Raw genomic sequence first — 15,421 nt, forward strand, 5'->3', positions numbered from 1 at the left:
TTGCCGGGAGAAGCGTGGATGGGGAGGCCCGGCCGAGCGGCCGGGCGCGCGTCATGTCAGCGCGTGCGCAGCGCGGCGGCGCACTCGCTGACCAGGTTCGGGCCGCGGTAGATCAGGCCGCTGTACAACTGCACCAGCTGGGCGCCCGCCTCGATCTTGGCGCGTGCCTCGGCGCCGCCGAAAATGCCGCCCACGCCGATGATGGGCACCGCATCGCCGACCACGGCGCGCAGCGCCTTGACCACCGCGGTGGACGGCGCGAACACCGGGCGGCCGGACAGGCCGCCGGCCTCCTCGGCGTGCGGCAGGCCCTTGACGGCCTCGCGCGAGATGGTGGTGTTGGTGGCGATGACGCCGTCGATGCGGTGGCGCACCAGCGCGTCGCCGATATTGCCGATCTGGTCGGCGTCGAGGTCCGGCGCGATCTTCAGTGCCACCGGTACGTAGCGCTTGTGCTGGTCGGCCAGGCGCTGCTGGGCGTTCTTGAGTGCGGACAGCAGGCCATCCAGTTCGCTGGCGCCCTGCAGCTGGCGCAGGTTCTTGGTATTCGGCGAAGAAATGTTGACGGTGACGTAGCTGGCGTGCGGATAGACGCGCTCCAGGCAGTACAGGTAGTCATCGGCGGCACGCTCGATCGGCGTATCGGCGTTCTTGCCGATATTGAGCCCCAGCACGCCGCCTTCGGCTTTCCAGCGCGAAGCCTGCACGTTGGCGATGAAGGCGTCCACGCCGCCGTTGTTGAAGCCCATGCGGTTGATCAGCGCATCGGCCTGCGGCAGGCGGAACATGCGCGGACGCGGATTGCCGGGCTGGGCGCGCGGGGTGACCGTGCCGACCTCGATGAAGCCGAAGCCCAGCGCGGCCAGCCCGTCGATGTAGGCGCCGTCCTTGTCCAGGCCGGCGGCCAGGCCGACGGGGTTGGGAAAGCGCACGCCCATCACAGTGCGCGGATCGTCGGTCACCCGGTTGCCGATGCAGCCGGCAAAGCCCAGGCGCCGGGCGCGGCGCAGGTTGTTCAGCGTGAAATGGTGGGCATCCTCCGCATCCATCGAGAAGAGGGCGGGGCGAAACAGGGGGTAGAGCGCGTTGAGCACGTTGAGGACCGGAGACTGGCGAAGACGGAAGGAAGCGGCGCGGGGCCGGGCGGCGTGGGCCCGGCGCGCCGGCGGCGAAGCGCCGCGGACCAGGCGGCATTGTAGCGTTTCGGCCTGCGGCCGGAACTGCGCGGCCCGCGCGGGGCGGTGCGCACTGGCGGTGCCGCCGGCCTCGGGTGCCGGCTTCAGGCGCCGCCGGCGCCGTCGCTCCGGATGCCGTCTTCGACGCTGGAGAAGGGCTGCCACTGGTTGCCGCGCAATACCTGCATCGGCTGGAAGCGCGCCTTGTACGCCATCTTGCGGCTCTGTTCGATCCAGTAGCCGAGGTAGAGGTGGGGCAGGCCCAGCTCGCGCGTCTGGCGGATCTGCCACAGGATGTTGTAGGTGCCGTAGCTGGCACGCACCTCGAGCGGGTCGTAGAAGGTGTAGACCGAGGACAGCCCGTCGTCCAGCACGTCGATCATGCTGACCATGCGCAGGCGGCCGGCCTCGGGCGACTCCGGCGGCTCGCGGAACTCCACCAGGCGCGAGTTGACGCGGCTCTGCAGCAGGAACTGTTCGTACTGGTCGCGGCTGTCCTGGTCCATGCCGCCGCCGGCATGGCGCATCGACTGGTAGAGCAGGTAGAGGGCGTAGTGTTCTTCGACGTAGGTCAGCGGCGCCACCAGCGCGCGCAGCGTGTGGTGGCGTTCCCAGGCGCGGCGCTGGCTGCGGTCGGGGGAGAAATGGTCGACCAGCACGCGGCAGGGCGTGCAGGCCTGGCAGTCGTCGCAATAAGGGCGATAGGTGAAGATGCCGCTGCGGCGGAAACCGGCGCGTACCAGGCGGGAGTACACATCGGCATTGATCAGGTGCGCGGGGGTGGCCACCTGCGAGCGGGCCATGCGTCCGTCCAGGTAGCTGCAAGCATAGGGCGCCGTGGCATAGAACTGCAGCGCGGACAGGGGCAATTCCTTCAGCTTGCTCATGATTCGCCTGTTGCGGGTGGGGCGGCCGGGCAAGGCACGGCAGACGGCACATCGGCCACGGGCTGCCGCGCGCCTCCGGTTCAGGACTCCGCCGCCTGCGTCCAGCGCGCCAGCACCGACTTGTCGAAGTCCCAGGGCACGATGGCCGGGAGCTGGGTGGCGCCGCGCACATGGGCCACGAAATCGGCGCGGGAGATGGGACGGGCGCCGAGCGAAGCCAGGTGGTCGGTTTCCTGCTGGCAGTCTATCATCGCCACGCCGTGCTTGCCGAGGAAGGCGCACAGCGCCGCCAGGGCGATCTTGGAGGCATCGGTGCGGTGGGCGAACATCGACTCGCCGTAGAACATGCGGCCGATCGCCACCCCGTAGAGCCCGCCCACGCGCTCGCCGCGGTACCAGGTCTCGACGCTGTGGGCGAGGCCCTGCCGGTGCAGTCCGCCGTAGGCGGCGACGATGTCGGGCGTGATCCAGGTGCCTTGCTGGCCTTCGCGCCAGGTGTTGGCGCAGGCGTGCATCACGGCGATGAAATCGTCGTCAACGCGGATCTCCCACTCGGGCTCGCGCAGCACGCGGCGCAGCGTCTTGCGGAAAGTGGCAGAGATCTTGAAGGCCTGCGGCACCAGCACCATGCGCGGATCGGTGCTCCACCACAGCACCGGCTGGCCTTCGGAATACCAGGGGAAGATGCCTTGCCGGTAGGCCAGCAGCAGCCGCTGCGGGGTCAGGTCGCGGCTGGCCGCGAGCAGCCCGGGCGCGTCGGTGCCGGCACCGAGCGCGCGCTCCAGCGGCGGAAAGGGGTCTTGAGGTTCCAGCCAGGCGATCATGCGGCGCGGCGCGGCGGCACGCCGGCCGTCAGGGAGCGACGGTCGCCCGCGTGGCCAGCGGGCGCATGGGCTTGTCGATGTCGAAGCTGTACACGCGGAAGCTGCCGTCGTGCAGGCGGCCGGCGGCACGGTCGGCGTAGAAGCTGCGCAGCGTATGGACCACGGTGGGGAAGGCCAGTTCGTCCCAGGGCACGTCGGCCTCGGCGACCAGCTTGACCTCGAGGCTCTCCTCGCCCGGTGCGATGTCGAGATCTTCGAGCCGGGCCAGGTAGAACAGGTGGACCTGATGCACATGCGGCACATTGAGGATGGAGTACAGTTCACCGACCTGTACCCGCGCACCGGCTTCCTCCAGCGTCTCGCGCGCCGCGCCCTGGGCAGTGGTCTCGCCGATTTCCATGAAGCCGGCCGGCAGTGTCCAGAAACCATAGCGCGGCTCGATGGCGCGCTTGCACAGCAGCACCTTGTCTTCCCACACCGGGATGGTGCCGACCACGTTGCGCGGATTGACGTAGTGGATCGTGCCGCAGTTGTCGCACACATGGCGTGGGCGGCTGTCGCCATCGGGCACGCGCAGCACGACCGCATGGCCGCAGTTCGAGCAGAATTTCATGAGGGGCGTCCGGGAGGAATGGCGGAAGTGTATCACCCCGACCCGGGCGTCGTAGGGCGCGGAGCGCGGCTGCAGGCGGTGCGAGGAGCCTGGCCGGTGGTGTCGTGCATGAGGCTGCGTCCCTTTCCCTTCGAGGGAAAGATCGCCGCGCCCAAAACAAAAAACGCCCGGAAGGGCGTTTGATGTGATTCAGGCCGCAGGCCTGCGACGGTAGTTGGTTGCGGGGGCAGGACTTGAACCTGCGACCTTCGGGTTATGAGCCCGACGAGCTGCCAACTGCTCCACCCCGCGTCCGTCGAAGAAAAGATTATATGGGAACCGCTTGCGCATTGCAACAGGAAATTTCGTGAGACCCGCTGCCCTGCGAACTTTGGATGTGCACCGCGGCCCCATATCGTCCGCACCTGATCATTAGATTGCCGGCAAGCGCCCAGGTTCGGCGCGATCGTGGCAATGCTCTTGATCGGGTTTGCGCGGCGCCTTGTGCAAGGCAAGGCGCGCGTCGGTTCTTCAGGCGCCGAGCAAGCGCAACTGCGCGCGCAGCGCCTGCAGCGAAGCCTGCGGATCCTGACCGCTGGTGTCGATGGTGACATCCGCGCGTGCATACAGCGGCGTGCGCGCCTGCAGAATGCGGCGCAGGTCCGTCATGGCCTCGGTGTTGCCCTGCATCGGTCGCATGTCGCCCTGCGCGACCACGCGCGCCATGTGTTCTTCCGGCGAGGTGCGCACCCAGACGGTGTAGCAGTGTGCCAGCAGCAGGTTGAAGGTGGCCGGCTCCGACACCAGGCTGCCCGGAGTCGCCAGCACCATGTGCTCGTTGTCGCGCAGCACGCGCTCGAGCGCACGCATTTCGTAGCGGCGGTAGGCGGCTTGTCCATACAGCGAGTGGATCTCCGACAGGCTGGCGCCTGCCTCTTCCTCGATGGCGCGGTTCAACTCGACGAAGGGCACACCGAGCGCCTGCGCCAGCCCGCGCCCCAGCGTCGATTTGCCGGCGCCGCGCAGTCCGATCAGGGCGACGCGGCGATGGCGCGCGTCGCGCGAGTCGGCAGGCGCCAGCGCGTTGCGGCAGGCTTCGCGCACGCGGGCGAGCTGGTCGCCAGGCAACTGGGCCATCCACTGCATGAGCTGGGTGAACTCGGCGGCACGCGGGCCGCCCTGGTCGTCCACCTCTGCAAGAACCACCGGCAGCGGCACATCGAGCGCATGCGCGACCTGGCGCAGCAGCAGTACCGAGGCGTTGCCGGTGCCGGTCTCCAGGTTGGCGAGATAGCGTTCGGAGACGTCGGCGCCGCGTGCAAGATCCTTGCGCGACATGCCGCGGGCGGCGCGCAGGGAACGAATGCGCTCACCCAGTTGTGTCAGGTAGGGGTCGCGCTCACCTGCGGCGCGGGTGTCGGGGGAGAGCAGGGTGGAGGGATCGCGGGGCATGGCGGGCAAGGCATGGAATTCCTAGGCTGGCGGCATTATAAGCCCTGTCGTTGCTGCGCTATATTGCACTACGGTGCTTGCATAATAGGCGATATGCAATAAAATGCATGGACATGAGCGGAGGCCTGCGGCGCGTATCGACGTGCGCGGCGATCCGCCCGAGAACAGGAGACCGCCCGCAAGCACGGTGCGGCCAGCGGACACGGCGCCGATCGCCGCGCCGCAGAAGAACGGAGGAGACCCGAGATGACGCCCCCCACCGCCGGCGCCGCCGCGCCGATCGCCGTGCTGCCCGCGCACTACAACGCCGCGGCCGACTTGCTGGCGCGCAACCTCGCGGCAGGCCGTGCCGGCAAGATCGCCTATCTCGACGATGCCGCTTCGCTCACCTTTGCCGAACTCGAGCAGCGCAGCCGACGCTTTGCCAGTGCCCTGCTGGAGGCGGGGCTGCGGCGTGAGGAGCGTCTCCTGCTGTGCGCCCTCGACACCATCGATTTTCCGGTCGCCTTCCTCGGCTGCCTGCTGGCTGGCGTGGTGCCGGTGGCGGTGAATACGCTGCTCACGGCCGACGACTACGCCTATATGCTGGGCCACAGCGGCGCGCGTGCCGTGGTGGTGTCGGAGGCCCTGGTGGAGCGGATGCGCGCGGCCATCGGCAGCACCCGCACCGAGCCCCTGATGATTCTCGCCGCGCCGTACGCGGGGGCGGTGCCGCAAGGCAGTGTGAGCGCGCTGGCAGTGACGGCGCCGCCGTTGCCGGAAGCCGCCGCGACCGGTCCGGACGATATCGCCTTCTGGCTGTACTCCTCCGGCTCCACTGGTCGCCCCAAGGGGACCGTCCACACGCACGGCAACCTGTTCCATACCGCTGATCTCTACGCGCGGCAGGTGCTCGGCCTGCGCGAGGACGACGTGGTGTTTTCCGCGGCCAAGCTGTTTTTTGCCTACGGCCTGGGCAATGCGCTGACCTTCCCGCTCGCGGTCGGGGCTGCCACGGTGCTGATGGCCGAGCGCCCCACTCCGGCCGCCGTGTTCCAGCGCTTGCGGGCGCAGCGGCCCACGGTCTTCTGTGGCGTGCCCACACTGTACGCGGGCATGCTCGCGGCGCAAGGGCTGCCGGCGCGGGAGGAGGTGGCGCTGCGCGTCTGCACCTCGGCCGGCGAGGCGCTGCCCCGGGATATCGGTGAGCGCTTCCGCGCCCGCTTCGGCTGCGACATCCTGGATGGCATCGGCTCCACCGAGATGCTGCACATCTTCCTTTCCAACCGGCCCGGCGAGGTGCGCTACGGCACTACCGGCAAGCCGGTGCCGGGCTACCGGATCAAGCTGCTGAACGAGGCCGGGCAACCGTGCGCGCCGGGTGAGATCGGCGACCTCTATGTGATGGGTCCCTCCGCCGCCCTGATGTACTGGGGCAACCGCGAGAAGAGCCGCGACACCTTCGTCGGCGCGTGGACGCGCAGCGGCGACAAGTACCTGTGCGACGCGGAGGGCTACTACACCTATGCCGGGCGCAGTGACGACATGTTGAAGGTGGGCGGCATCTATGTCTCGCCCTTCGAGGTGGAAGCCGCGCTGGCACAGCATCCGGCGGTGCTGGAGGCGGCGGTGATCGGCATCGAGGACGCCGACCGCCTGGTCAAGCCCAAGGCCTTCGTGGTACTGCGACCCGGGCAGCAATGGCATGAGGGCATGGCCGCCGAACTGCAGGCCTTCGTCAAGTCGCGCCTGGCGCCCTACAAATACCCGCGCGAGATCGTCTGCCTGGAGGAACTGCCCAAGACCGCCACCGGCAAGATCCAGCGCTTCCGGCTGCGCGAACGCGAGCGGCCGGCACCGGCCGCGTCGACGCCGCCGGGCGGGGCCTGACCCCGTGCCCGGCCCCGCCTTTCCGGATCGCCACCAAGGATGACCGAGTCATGCAGCCATGCGGAGTGCAACAGCAGCAACAGCAACAGCATCAGCAAGAACAGCAGCAAGAACAGCAGCAAGAACAGCAGCAAGAACAGCAGCAAGAACAGCAGCAAGAACAGCAGCAACCGCAGTGGGCGGAGATCCGCTTCGACGGGCGCCCCATCCGCATCGAGACGCAGTGGCTGCGGCCGGAGCGGGCCGGGCGGCCACTGCTGGTGTTCCTGCATGAAGGCCTGGGATCGGTCAGCCTGTGGCGCAACTATCCGCGCCGCCTTTGCGAGGCGGGCGACTTTCGCGGCCTGGTGATCTCGCGCTACGGTTACGGGCGCTCGACGCCGCGCCCGCACGAAGAGAAGTGGGGTGTCGATTTCATGCACCGGCAGGCACGAGAGGCGCTGCCGGCGCTGTTCGACGTGCTCGACATCGGCCCCGGGCGCGCACACGGCCGCCCGTGGTTGTTCGGACACAGCGACGGCGGCTCGATCGCACTGATCTACGCGGCCAGCTTCGCGCCGGCTGTGGAGGGCGTGGTGGTGGTGGCGCCGCACATCCTCGTCGAGGACCTGTCGGTGCGCAGCATCGAGCAGGCCAGGCGGGCCTATCTGGAAAGCGACCTGCGCGACAAGCTGGCACGCCACCACGACGATGCCGACTCGGCGTTCTGGGGCTGGAACGATATCTGGCTGGATCCGGCATTCCGCGCCTGGGACCTCCGGCCGCTGCTGTCCGGGCTGCGATGCCCGGTGCTGGCCGTGCAGGGCGAGGACGACGAATACGGCACCATGGCGCAGATCGAGGGTATCCACCAGCACGCGTCGCAGACGGTCCTGCTTAAACTGCCGCGGTGCGGCCACTCGCCCCATCGTGACCAGCCCGAGCAGTTGACGGCAGCCGTATCCGCATATATAAACGCAGAAACTTCAAGCCTAAAATAATTTGCGCGCCAGTCCACCGGGGCGCTGGCCAGGCTGGCTCCGCCCGATCCGTTGCGATCGGCCGGGGCATGCCTCGTGGCCACGCACCGCCGGACAGGCGACGACGAAGTTCACCCGGAACGGCCGGGTATCAGGAGGAGACGGAACCATGCATCGCAATGCATTGCGCAGGCTCGCGCCTGCCTGCCTGGCCGCGGCTGCGGCCCTGGCCATCGGCGGGGGCGCCAGCGCCCAGACCGCCGCCGGCGGCAAGATCAAAGTCGGCTTCATGCTGCCCTATACCGGCACCTACGCCGCGCTCGGCAATGCCATCGAGAATGGCTTCAAGCTGTACGTGCAGGAGCAGGGCGGCAAGCTGGGCGGGCGCGAGATCGAATACTTCAAGGTCGACGACGAGTCGGACCCGGCCAAGGCTCCGGAAAACGCCGCCAAGCTGATCAAGCGCGACCAGGTCGACGTGGTGGTCGGCACCGTGCACTCCGGCGTGCAGATGGGCCTGGTCAAGGTGGCCAAGGAAAACAACACGCTGCTGATCATCCCCAATGCCGGGGTGGACGAGGCCACCGGCCCGCTGTGCGGCGCCAACATCTTCCGCTCCTCGTTTTCCAACTGGCAGCCCGGTTATGCGATGGGCCACGTGCTGGCCGAGCGCGGCCTGAAGAAGGTGGTCACGCTGACGTGGAAGTACGCGGCCGGCGAGCAGTCGGTCAAGGGCTTCAAGGAAGCCTTCGAGTCCAAGGGCGGCAAGGTCGTCAAGGAGATGAGCCTGCCGTTCCCCAACGTCGAGTTCCAGGCGCTGATCACCGAGGTGGCGGCCCTCAAGCCCGATGCGGTGTTCGTCTTCTTCGCCGGAGGCGGCGCCGTCAAGTTCGTCAAGGACTGGGCCGCGGCCGGGCTGAAGGACAAGATCCCGCTGTACGCTTCCGGCTTCCTGACCGACGGCACGCTCGAAGCACAGGGCGCCGCGGCCCAGGGCCTGGAGACCACGCTGCACTATGCGGATGGTCTCGGCAGCGCGCGCGACAAGACCTTCCGGCTGGCGTATGCCAAGACCTTCAAGCTGCAGCCCGACGTCTACGCCGTGCAGGGCTATGACGCCGCGCAGATGCTGTCGGCCGGCACCGGCGCGGTCAAGGGCGACATGAGCCGCAAGGCGGAACTCTACAAGGCCATCGAGGCCGCGCGCATCGACAGCCCGCGCGGCGCCTTCACCTTGTCGAAGGCGCACAACCCCGTGCAGGACTTCTACCTGCGCAAAGTGGACGGCCGCGAAAACAAGGTCAGCGGCGTGGCCGTCAAGTCCCTGGCCGACCCGGGGCGCGGCTGCCGGCTCTGAGCCGGCGGGTCTCGTCGCGGCCGCGCGGTGCGACACTGCGCGTGCATGGGCATCCGTGCGCGCGCGGGGCGCGGCCTTTTCCTTGAACCGGCTCCCGGGGTACGGCGCATGGACATCGTTTCCTTTCTCATCCAATGCCTGAACAGCGTGCAGTACGGCCTGCTGCTGTTCCTGGTGGCGAGCGGCCTGACGCTGATCTTCGGCATCATGGGCGTGATCAATCTCGCCCACGGCAGCTTCTACATGCTCGGCGCCTATCTGGCCTTCACGCTGGCCAGCCTGACCGGCAGCCTGTTCGTGGCCATCCCGCTGGGCATCGCACTGGCGGTGGCTTTCGGCTATGTACTGGAGTGGCTGTTCTTCAGCTATCTCTACGAACGCGACCACCTGCAGCAGGTGCTGATGACCTACGGCCTGATCCTGGTGTTCGAGGAATTGCGCAGCATCCTCGCCGGCGACGACGTGCATGGCGTACCGGTGCCAGCCATCCTCGACGGGGCGCTGCCGATCGGCAACGAGATGACCTACCCGGTCTACCGGCTCTTCATCTCGGCGGTGTGCCTGCTGGTCGCCGCGGCGATGTACCTGGTGATCCGCCGCACGCGGCTGGGCATGAGGATCCGTGCCGGTGCCAGCAACCGCGAAATGGTGCAGTCGCTGGGCATCAACATCACCTTGCTGTACCGCCTGGTGTTCGCGCTGGGCGTGGCGCTCGCGGTGCTGGCGGGCATGATCGCGGCGCCGGTTTCCTCGGTCTATCCGGGCATGGGCGCGCAGGTGCTGATCGTATGCTTCGTGGTGGTGGTGATCGGCGGCATCGGCTCGGTCAAGGGCGCCCTGGTGGCGGCGCTGCTGCTGGGCTTCGTCGATACCTTCGGCAAGGTCTTCTGGCAGGAGGCGGCCGGCGTGCTGATCTACCTGCTGATGGCGGTGATCCTGTTGTGGAAGCCCCAGGGCCTGTTCAAGGCGGGCTGAACATGGAGGGTTGTTCAAGGCGGGCTGGATAGATGGTGACGCGGGCGGATGGCTCGGGCGGCCGCAGGTGCGGCCGCGCAGCATGAGGAGGCGAGGATGTTGGCAGGAGCAATGAGGGAAGGGCGGGGCGAGCGTCCCGCCTGGCCGGCCGTGCTGGCGTGGCTGGTGGCGCTGGGTGCGCTGGCCTGGCTGCCGCCGCTGCTGGACGGCGATGCGGGCAAGTTCTACATCGAGCTGCTGAGCAAGGTGATGATCATGGCCATCTTCGCGCTGTCGCTGCAGCTGCTGATCGGCTATACGGGGCTGGTCAGCCTGGGCCATGCCGCCTACTTCGCCGCCGCCGCGTACGCCACGGCGATGCTGGCGCCGCAGTCCGGCCCGGGCAACGGCTGGCTGCTGATGGCTGCGGCGATGGCCGCCGCGGCCATGCTGGCGTTGCTCGTCGGCATGCTGGTGCTGCGCACGCGCGGCATCTACTTCATCATGGTCACGCTGGCCTTCGCCCAGATGGTCTATTTCGTCTTCCACGACACCAAGCTGGCCGGCGGCAGCGACGGCACCTATATCTACTTCCGGCCCGAATTCGGCCTGCCCGGCGGCCGGGTCTTGAATGTCGATGGGGCGGCCGCCTTCTATTGGCTGGTGCTCGCCGCGCTGGCGGCGACGGTGGCGATGCTGGCGCAATTGCTGCGCTCGCGTTTCGGCCACGCCCTGGTCGGCATCCGCCACAACGAGCAGCGCATGCGGGCGGCCGGCTATGCAAGCTACCGCTACCAGCTCGGCGCCTTCGTCGCCGGCGGCACGCTGGCCGGGCTGGCCGGCTACCTCTACGCCATCCAGTTCGGCTTCGTGAATCCGGAGATCGCCTCCTGGCACCAGTCTGGCAACGTTATGCTGATGGTCATCCTGGGCGGCGTAGGCAGCCTCGCCGGCGCGGTGCTGGGCGCCTTCTCCTTCGTGCTGCTGGCCGAGTGGTTCAGCGGCCTGACCCGGCACTGGCAGTTGCTGATGGGCGGCTTCATCATCCTGGCCGTGGCGTTGCTGCCGCGCGGGCTGGTCGGGCTGGGCGGCAGCCTCGGTCCGCGGCTGCGGCGGCGGTCGCCGCCGTCGCCGCAGCGCGGCGCCAGCCCTGGCGCGGGGGAGGCAGCATGAGCACGCCCATGAACACGCCCGTGCTGCAGGCCGAAGGCTTGAGCCGCCGCTTCGGCGGCCTGCTGGCCGTATCCGAGGTGAACCTGTCGCTGGAACTGGGGCAGGTGCATGCGGTGATCGGTACCAATGGCGCCGGCAAGTCCACGTTGATCAATATGCTGTCGGGCGAGCTGGCGCCGTCGGGCGGGCGGCTGCGCCTGCAGGGGCAGGACGTCACCGGCTGGGCGCAGCCGCGCCTGGCGCGCCATGGCGTGGGCCGCAGCTACCAGCGCAACAATATCTTCCTGCCCCTGAGCGTGCGCGAGAACTGCCGGCTGGCCGCACAGGCGCGCGCGCAGCGGGCCTGGCGGCTGTGGGAGGGCGCGCAGGGCTGCCGCCTCAGCCGCGCCCTGGCCGACGAGGCGCTCGAGCGTGCCGGTCTGTCCGGCGTGGCCGGGGTCGTGGCCAGTGCGCTGTCGCACGGGCAGAAGCGCCAGCTCGAAGTCGCGATGTGCCTGGCGACGCAGCCCCAGGTGCTGCTGCTCGATGAGCCGCTGGCGGGCATGGGGCCGGAGGAGTCGGCGCGCATGCTCGACTTGCTGCACGGCCTGCGCGACGGCCATGCCGTGCTGCTGGTGGAGCACGATATGGAGGCGGTATTCGCCGTGGCCGACCGTATCACGGTGATGGTCAATGGCACGGTGATCGCCTCGGACAGCCCCGCGGCGATCCGCGTCAATCGCGAAGTGCAACTCGCTTACCTGGGGGAGGACGATATGGCTGAGGGTGAGCACGGTGAGCACCGCGCAGGCGATGCCGGCGCCCAGAGCGAGCAGGAGCACGCGGCATGAAACCGACCTCCGGAGAGCCGATGCTGCGCGCTGCGGGCGTCGAGGCATGGTACGGCAGCAGCCACGTGCTGCGCGGCATCGATTTCCGCGTGGCGCGCGGCGAGACGGTCGGGCTGCTGGGCCGCAACGGCATGGGCAAGAGCACGCTGTTGCGCACGCTGCTGGGCCATGTGCGCCAGCGCCGCGGCGAGATCGTGGTGGCCGGGCGCGATGTCTCGCGCGCGCGGCCGCACGAAGTGGCCCGCCTGGGCGTGGCCTACGTGCCGGAAGGGCGGGGCGTATTCCCCAACCTGTCGGTGCGGGAAAACCTGATCATGGCGGCGGGCAAGGGCAGCAGCGGCCGTTTCGACTGGGACGAGGCGCGCGTGCTCGACCTGTTCCCGCGCCTCAAGGAGCGGCTCTCGAACGGCGGTCATGAGCTGTCCGGGGGCGAGCAGCAGATGCTGTCGATCGGCCGCGCGCTGATGACCAATCCCGAGTGCCTGGTCCTGGACGAGGCCACCGAAGGGCTGGCGCCGCGCATCGTGCGGGAGATCTGGCAGGTCATCGCCACCATCCGCGCGACCGGCATCGCCTGCGTGGTGGTCGACCGCAACTACCGCGCGGTGCTCGCGCATGCCGACCGCGCCGTCGTGCTGGAGAAAGGACAGGTCGTGCTCGACGAGGCGGCGCCCGCCCTGGCCGCTGCGCCGGCACGGCTGGACCGCTATCTCGGCGTCTGAGGGCGCGGCCGCGGCATGCCGGAGCGGCCCGGCAGGAGTGGCTGCCGGGCGGCGAGCCTCTACAATGTGGCTTTTCTCCGACGCCATGCCATCCGCCGACTCCCGTTCTCCCGTGCCCTCCGCCGATGCGGTCGCGGCCGAGCTGGTCGCCGTGCTGGTCGCAGTCAGCCAGGGCCAGCCCCGCGTGCTGACGCGCGACGGTGCCCACGCCTTGCCGGCCGGTCCGTTCGAATCCTCGCACCGTTCGCTGCAGGCCGGGCTGCGCGCCTGGGTGGAGACGCAGACCCATCATCCGCTGGGCTACGTCGAGCAGCTCTATACCTTTGCGGATCGCGACCGCGCCAACCAGCAGGGCCAGCGTGTCATCTCGGTGAGCTATCTCGGCCTCACGCGCGAGTCGGCCGAAGCCGGCGAGGAGGGCATCGGCTGGCAGGATTGGTACAGGTATTTCCCATGGGAGGATTGGCGTGAGGGCTCGCCCCCCGTGGTGGCCGGCCGGATCCTGCCCGCGCTGCACCGCTGGTCGGCGCTGGCGGACGACGCGGCTGCCCGGCGCCGCCGCCGGCAGCGCATCGATTTCACCTTCGGGGCCGACGAGGCCTCCTGGAACGAGGAGATGGTGCTGCAGCGCTACGAACTGCTGTTCGAGGCCGGACTGGTGCCCGAGGCCGTGCAGCGTGGCGCGGGGCAGGGGAGCGAGCTGCTGCCAGGCGATGCGATGCTGCACGATCACCGCCGCATCCTGGCCACCGCCATGGCACGCCTGCGCGCGAAGATCCGCTACCGCCCTGTGGTGTTCGAACTGATGCCGCCGACCTTCACGCTGCTGCAGTTGCAGCAGGCCTTCGAGGCGGTGGCGGGCCGCAGCCTGCACAAGCAGAATTTCCGCCGCTTCATCGAGCAGCAGGCGCTGGTGGAAGAGACCGGCCAACTGACGCAGGGTTCGGCCGGCCGGCCGGCCAAGCTGTTCCAGTTCCGCGGCGACGTGCTGCTGGAACGGGCCATCGCCGGTAGCAAGCTGCCGCTGGCCCGCTAGCGTTCCGGGCCGATGGATTCCTGTGACGCGGGGCAACCGTCCCCGCACGGCATGGCCGCCTGGCCTGCGCGCCCGGGCCGCCCGCCGGTGGGAAAACCCGGGCTTGACCTCAATTATGCTCATTGCTAGCATAATTAGCGTGATGCTCTCCGACGGAGACCGCTATCGGGAGGCCGCTAATGTGCCGTGCTAGGCCGGCAGGGCGACGTGCCTCAGGCAAAGCGGCGTGTTATTCGTCTTGTTCGTTTACCCAGATAATGCTCGGTATGAGTATAAGTAAGCTGCGAATCCCGGCCAGCAGTACTCCTGCCCGCTCGCCGGCGCGCGGCGTTCTCGTGGCAGCGGGCGCCATTGTCGTGGCGCTGGCGGCGGCACCGTCTGTGGCGGCACCGCGCGCAGGCGCCGTGCCCTATCCCGGCCGTCCGATCGAGCTGGTCGTCACCTTTCCGCCGGGCGGCGGCACCGACCTGCTGGCGCGCAAGCTCGCCGCACGGCTGGAAGGGGAGCTGGGGCAGCCGGTGGTGGTGGAGAACCGCGCCGGCGCCAGCGGCAACATCGGCGCACAACTGGTGGCCCATGCCAGGCCCGACGGCTACACCTTGCTGATGGTCAACAGCAGCTATGCCATCAATCCCGCCGTCTACCGCAAGCTCGGCTTTTCGCCACAGTCTGACCTGCGCGGCGTGATCAATGTGGCCTACGTGCCGTCGGTGCTGGTGACGACGGTGTCGTCGCCCTGGCTGAGCCTGCGCCAGGCCCTCGACGCGCGCGCGGTGCGGCGGGTGGGGCTCGGTGCCACCGGCCCGGGCGCCACGGCGACGCCGGCCTACGCATCCTGCGGCAACGGCACGCCGCAGCAGCTGGCCGGCGGGATGCTGATGCGCCGCACCGGGGCGGACTGGCTGCACGTGCCGTATCGAGGCTGCGGTCCCGCCCTGCAGGCGGTGCTGGCCGGCAACGTGCCGCTGGGCATCGTCACCGCATCCAGCGCGCTGCCGTTCATCCAGGCCGGCACGCTGCGCGCACTCGCGGTGACCTCGCCGCAGCGCTCGCCGTTGCTGCCCGGGGTGCCGACGGTGGCGGAGCAGGGCCTGCCGGGGTATGCGCTCAACCAGTGGCACGGCGTGCTGGCTCCGGCGGCGACGCCGCCGGCCATCGTGCGCCGCCTCAACAGCGCCATCGCCGCAGTGATGCGGCGGCCTGAAATGGCTGCCGAACTGCAGGCCCTGGGCTATGACGTCACCACCAGCACCCCGCAGGAGTTCCAGGCCGTGATCGAGCGCGATATCGCGCGCTTCGGCGAGCTGGCCAGGCAGATGGACCTGCACGTCGACTGAGTGCAGGGCCGTCGAGCCCGTCGAGTATGGCTTGGTGCACTTTGTGTGGCGGACGTGCAACGCCACACGCTGCGCGCACGGATCGGCCGCCGGCGCCCGGGGGGTTGACCGTATGCCGCTTCCCTCGCATGCTTGCCAAACCGGATGGCGCAGCCAGTATCTCCCGCAGTGGCCGTAGTCCGGCTCTTCCACTAGAATGGCGCGCGTTTGTGCAATGCAATAGCGAACCGGAGCCGAGCCGCATCCGGCCTCTG

General features: G+C 69.0%; 14 protein-coding genes and 1 tRNA gene. 9 read left to right on the forward strand and 6 right to left on the reverse strand.

Going from position 1 to position 15,421, the window contains the following annotated elements; translation table 11 throughout:
* Positions 1-56 precede the first annotated feature (56 nt).
* From BKK79_RS19310 to BKK79_RS19335, 6 genes are all read right to left on the reverse strand, one after another.
* Positions 57-1,094 carry a quinone-dependent dihydroorotate dehydrogenase gene (locus BKK79_RS19310; protein ID WP_071038262.1) on the reverse strand — a complete coding sequence of 346 codons (1,038 nt, stop codon included), beginning with the start codon at positions 1,092-1,094 and terminating at the stop codon, positions 57-59.
* 185 nt (positions 1,095-1,279) lie between these two features.
* Entirely contained in the window at positions 1,280-2,062 is a 783-nt protein-coding gene (locus BKK79_RS19315) for an arginyltransferase (RefSeq protein ID WP_071013452.1), read from the reverse strand.
* A gap of 80 nt (positions 2,063-2,142) precedes the next feature.
* Entirely contained in the window at positions 2,143-2,886 is a 744-nt protein-coding gene (gene aat / locus BKK79_RS19320; protein ID WP_071013450.1) for a leucyl/phenylalanyl-tRNA--protein transferase, read from the reverse strand.
* A gap of 28 nt (positions 2,887-2,914) precedes the next feature.
* On the reverse strand, positions 2,915-3,499 hold the full coding sequence (locus BKK79_RS19325; RefSeq protein ID WP_071013447.1) for an NUDIX hydrolase: 585 nt from the start codon (positions 3,497-3,499) through the stop codon (positions 2,915-2,917).
* 215 nt (positions 3,500-3,714) lie between these two features.
* Positions 3,715-3,790 (reverse strand) — tRNA-Met (locus BKK79_RS19330).
* Between the two features lie 219 nt (positions 3,791-4,009).
* The gene (locus BKK79_RS19335) at positions 4,010-4,930 is read right to left on the reverse strand and encodes a helix-turn-helix transcriptional regulator (protein ID WP_071038263.1); all 921 of its coding nucleotides are present in this window, start codon (positions 4,928-4,930) and stop codon (positions 4,010-4,012) included.
* Positions 4,931-5,176: 246 nt separating this feature from the next.
* Between BKK79_RS19335 and BKK79_RS19340 the strand changes: the two genes are divergently transcribed.
* The 9 genes from BKK79_RS19340 to BKK79_RS19380 all read left to right on the forward strand — a co-directional run bounded on the left by BKK79_RS19340 (position 5,177) and on the right by BKK79_RS19380 (position 15,167).
* Positions 5,177-6,799 (forward strand): benzoate-CoA ligase family protein, encoded by a 1,623-nt coding sequence (locus tag BKK79_RS19340; RefSeq protein WP_071038264.1) that lies wholly within the window; start codon positions 5,177-5,179, stop codon positions 6,797-6,799.
* A gap of 185 nt (positions 6,800-6,984) precedes the next feature.
* The gene (locus tag BKK79_RS19345) at positions 6,985-7,779 is read left to right on the forward strand and encodes an alpha/beta fold hydrolase (protein ID WP_071038575.1); all 795 of its coding nucleotides are present in this window, start codon (positions 6,985-6,987) and stop codon (positions 7,777-7,779) included.
* 148 nt (positions 7,780-7,927) lie between these two features.
* Positions 7,928-9,115: an ABC transporter substrate-binding protein gene (locus BKK79_RS19350; RefSeq protein ID WP_071013440.1), complete on the forward strand. Its 1,188-nt coding sequence runs from the start codon at positions 7,928-7,930 to the stop codon at positions 9,113-9,115.
* Positions 9,116-9,223: 108 nt separating this feature from the next.
* A complete protein-coding gene (locus BKK79_RS19355) occupies positions 9,224-10,090 on the forward strand; it encodes a branched-chain amino acid ABC transporter permease (RefSeq protein ID WP_071013438.1) in 867 nt (288 codons plus the stop codon).
* A 96-nt stretch (positions 10,091-10,186) separates the two neighbouring features.
* Positions 10,187-11,242 carry a branched-chain amino acid ABC transporter permease gene (locus BKK79_RS19360; protein ID WP_084084794.1) on the forward strand — a complete coding sequence of 352 codons (1,056 nt, stop codon included), beginning with the start codon at positions 10,187-10,189 and terminating at the stop codon, positions 11,240-11,242.
* The gene (locus BKK79_RS19365; RefSeq protein ID WP_071038266.1) at positions 11,239-12,072 is read left to right on the forward strand and encodes an ABC transporter ATP-binding protein; all 834 of its coding nucleotides are present in this window, start codon (positions 11,239-11,241) and stop codon (positions 12,070-12,072) included. The genes BKK79_RS19360 and BKK79_RS19365 overlap by 4 nt, the downstream gene beginning before the upstream one ends.
* A complete protein-coding gene (locus tag BKK79_RS19370) occupies positions 12,069-12,794 on the forward strand; it encodes an ABC transporter ATP-binding protein (RefSeq protein ID WP_071013432.1) in 726 nt (241 codons plus the stop codon). The genes BKK79_RS19365 and BKK79_RS19370 overlap by 4 nt, the downstream gene beginning before the upstream one ends.
* Positions 12,795-12,879: 85 nt before the next feature.
* Complete coding sequence (locus BKK79_RS19375; protein ID WP_071016436.1) at positions 12,880-13,830, forward strand: NUDIX hydrolase; 951 nt, start codon at positions 12,880-12,882, stop codon at positions 13,828-13,830.
* 266 nt (positions 13,831-14,096) lie between these two features.
* Positions 14,097-15,167 (forward strand): tripartite tricarboxylate transporter substrate binding protein, encoded by a 1,071-nt coding sequence (locus tag BKK79_RS19380; RefSeq protein ID WP_083384227.1) that lies wholly within the window; start codon positions 14,097-14,099, stop codon positions 15,165-15,167.
* The last annotated feature ends 254 nt before the right edge of the window (positions 15,168-15,421 follow it).

Source organism: Cupriavidus sp. USMAA2-4, assembly GCF_001854305.1.
Taxonomy (GTDB): domain Bacteria; phylum Pseudomonadota; class Gammaproteobacteria; order Burkholderiales; family Burkholderiaceae; genus Cupriavidus; species Cupriavidus malaysiensis.

Excerpts from the sequence above, each read along its gene's own strand:
- BKK79_RS19315 (WP_071013452.1), bottom strand. The coding sequence starts at position 2,062 with ATGAGCAAGCTGAAGGAATTGCCCCTGTCCGCGCTGCAGTTCTATGCC.
- aat (WP_071013450.1), bottom strand. The coding sequence starts at position 2,886 with ATGATCGCCTGGCTGGAACCTCAAGACCCCTTTCCGCCGCTGGAGCGC.
- BKK79_RS19325 (WP_071013447.1), bottom strand. The coding sequence starts at position 3,499 with ATGAAATTCTGCTCGAACTGCGGCCATGCGGTCGTGCTGCGCGTGCCC.
- BKK79_RS19335 (WP_071038263.1), bottom strand. The coding sequence starts at position 4,930 with ATGCCCCGCGATCCCTCCACCCTGCTCTCCCCCGACACCCGCGCCGCA.
- BKK79_RS19340 (WP_071038264.1), top strand. The coding sequence starts at position 5,177 with ATGACGCCCCCCACCGCCGGCGCCGCCGCGCCGATCGCCGTGCTGCCC.
- BKK79_RS19350 (WP_071013440.1), top strand. The coding sequence starts at position 7,928 with ATGCATCGCAATGCATTGCGCAGGCTCGCGCCTGCCTGCCTGGCCGCG.
- BKK79_RS19355 (WP_071013438.1), top strand. The coding sequence starts at position 9,224 with ATGGACATCGTTTCCTTTCTCATCCAATGCCTGAACAGCGTGCAGTAC.
- BKK79_RS19360 (WP_084084794.1), top strand. The coding sequence starts at position 10,187 with ATGTTGGCAGGAGCAATGAGGGAAGGGCGGGGCGAGCGTCCCGCCTGG.
- BKK79_RS19365 (WP_071038266.1), top strand. The coding sequence starts at position 11,239 with ATGAGCACGCCCATGAACACGCCCGTGCTGCAGGCCGAAGGCTTGAGC.
- BKK79_RS19370 (WP_071013432.1), top strand. The coding sequence starts at position 12,069 with ATGAAACCGACCTCCGGAGAGCCGATGCTGCGCGCTGCGGGCGTCGAG.
- BKK79_RS19375 (WP_071016436.1), top strand. The coding sequence starts at position 12,880 with ATGCCATCCGCCGACTCCCGTTCTCCCGTGCCCTCCGCCGATGCGGTC.
- BKK79_RS19380 (WP_083384227.1), top strand. The coding sequence starts at position 14,097 with ATGAGTATAAGTAAGCTGCGAATCCCGGCCAGCAGTACTCCTGCCCGC.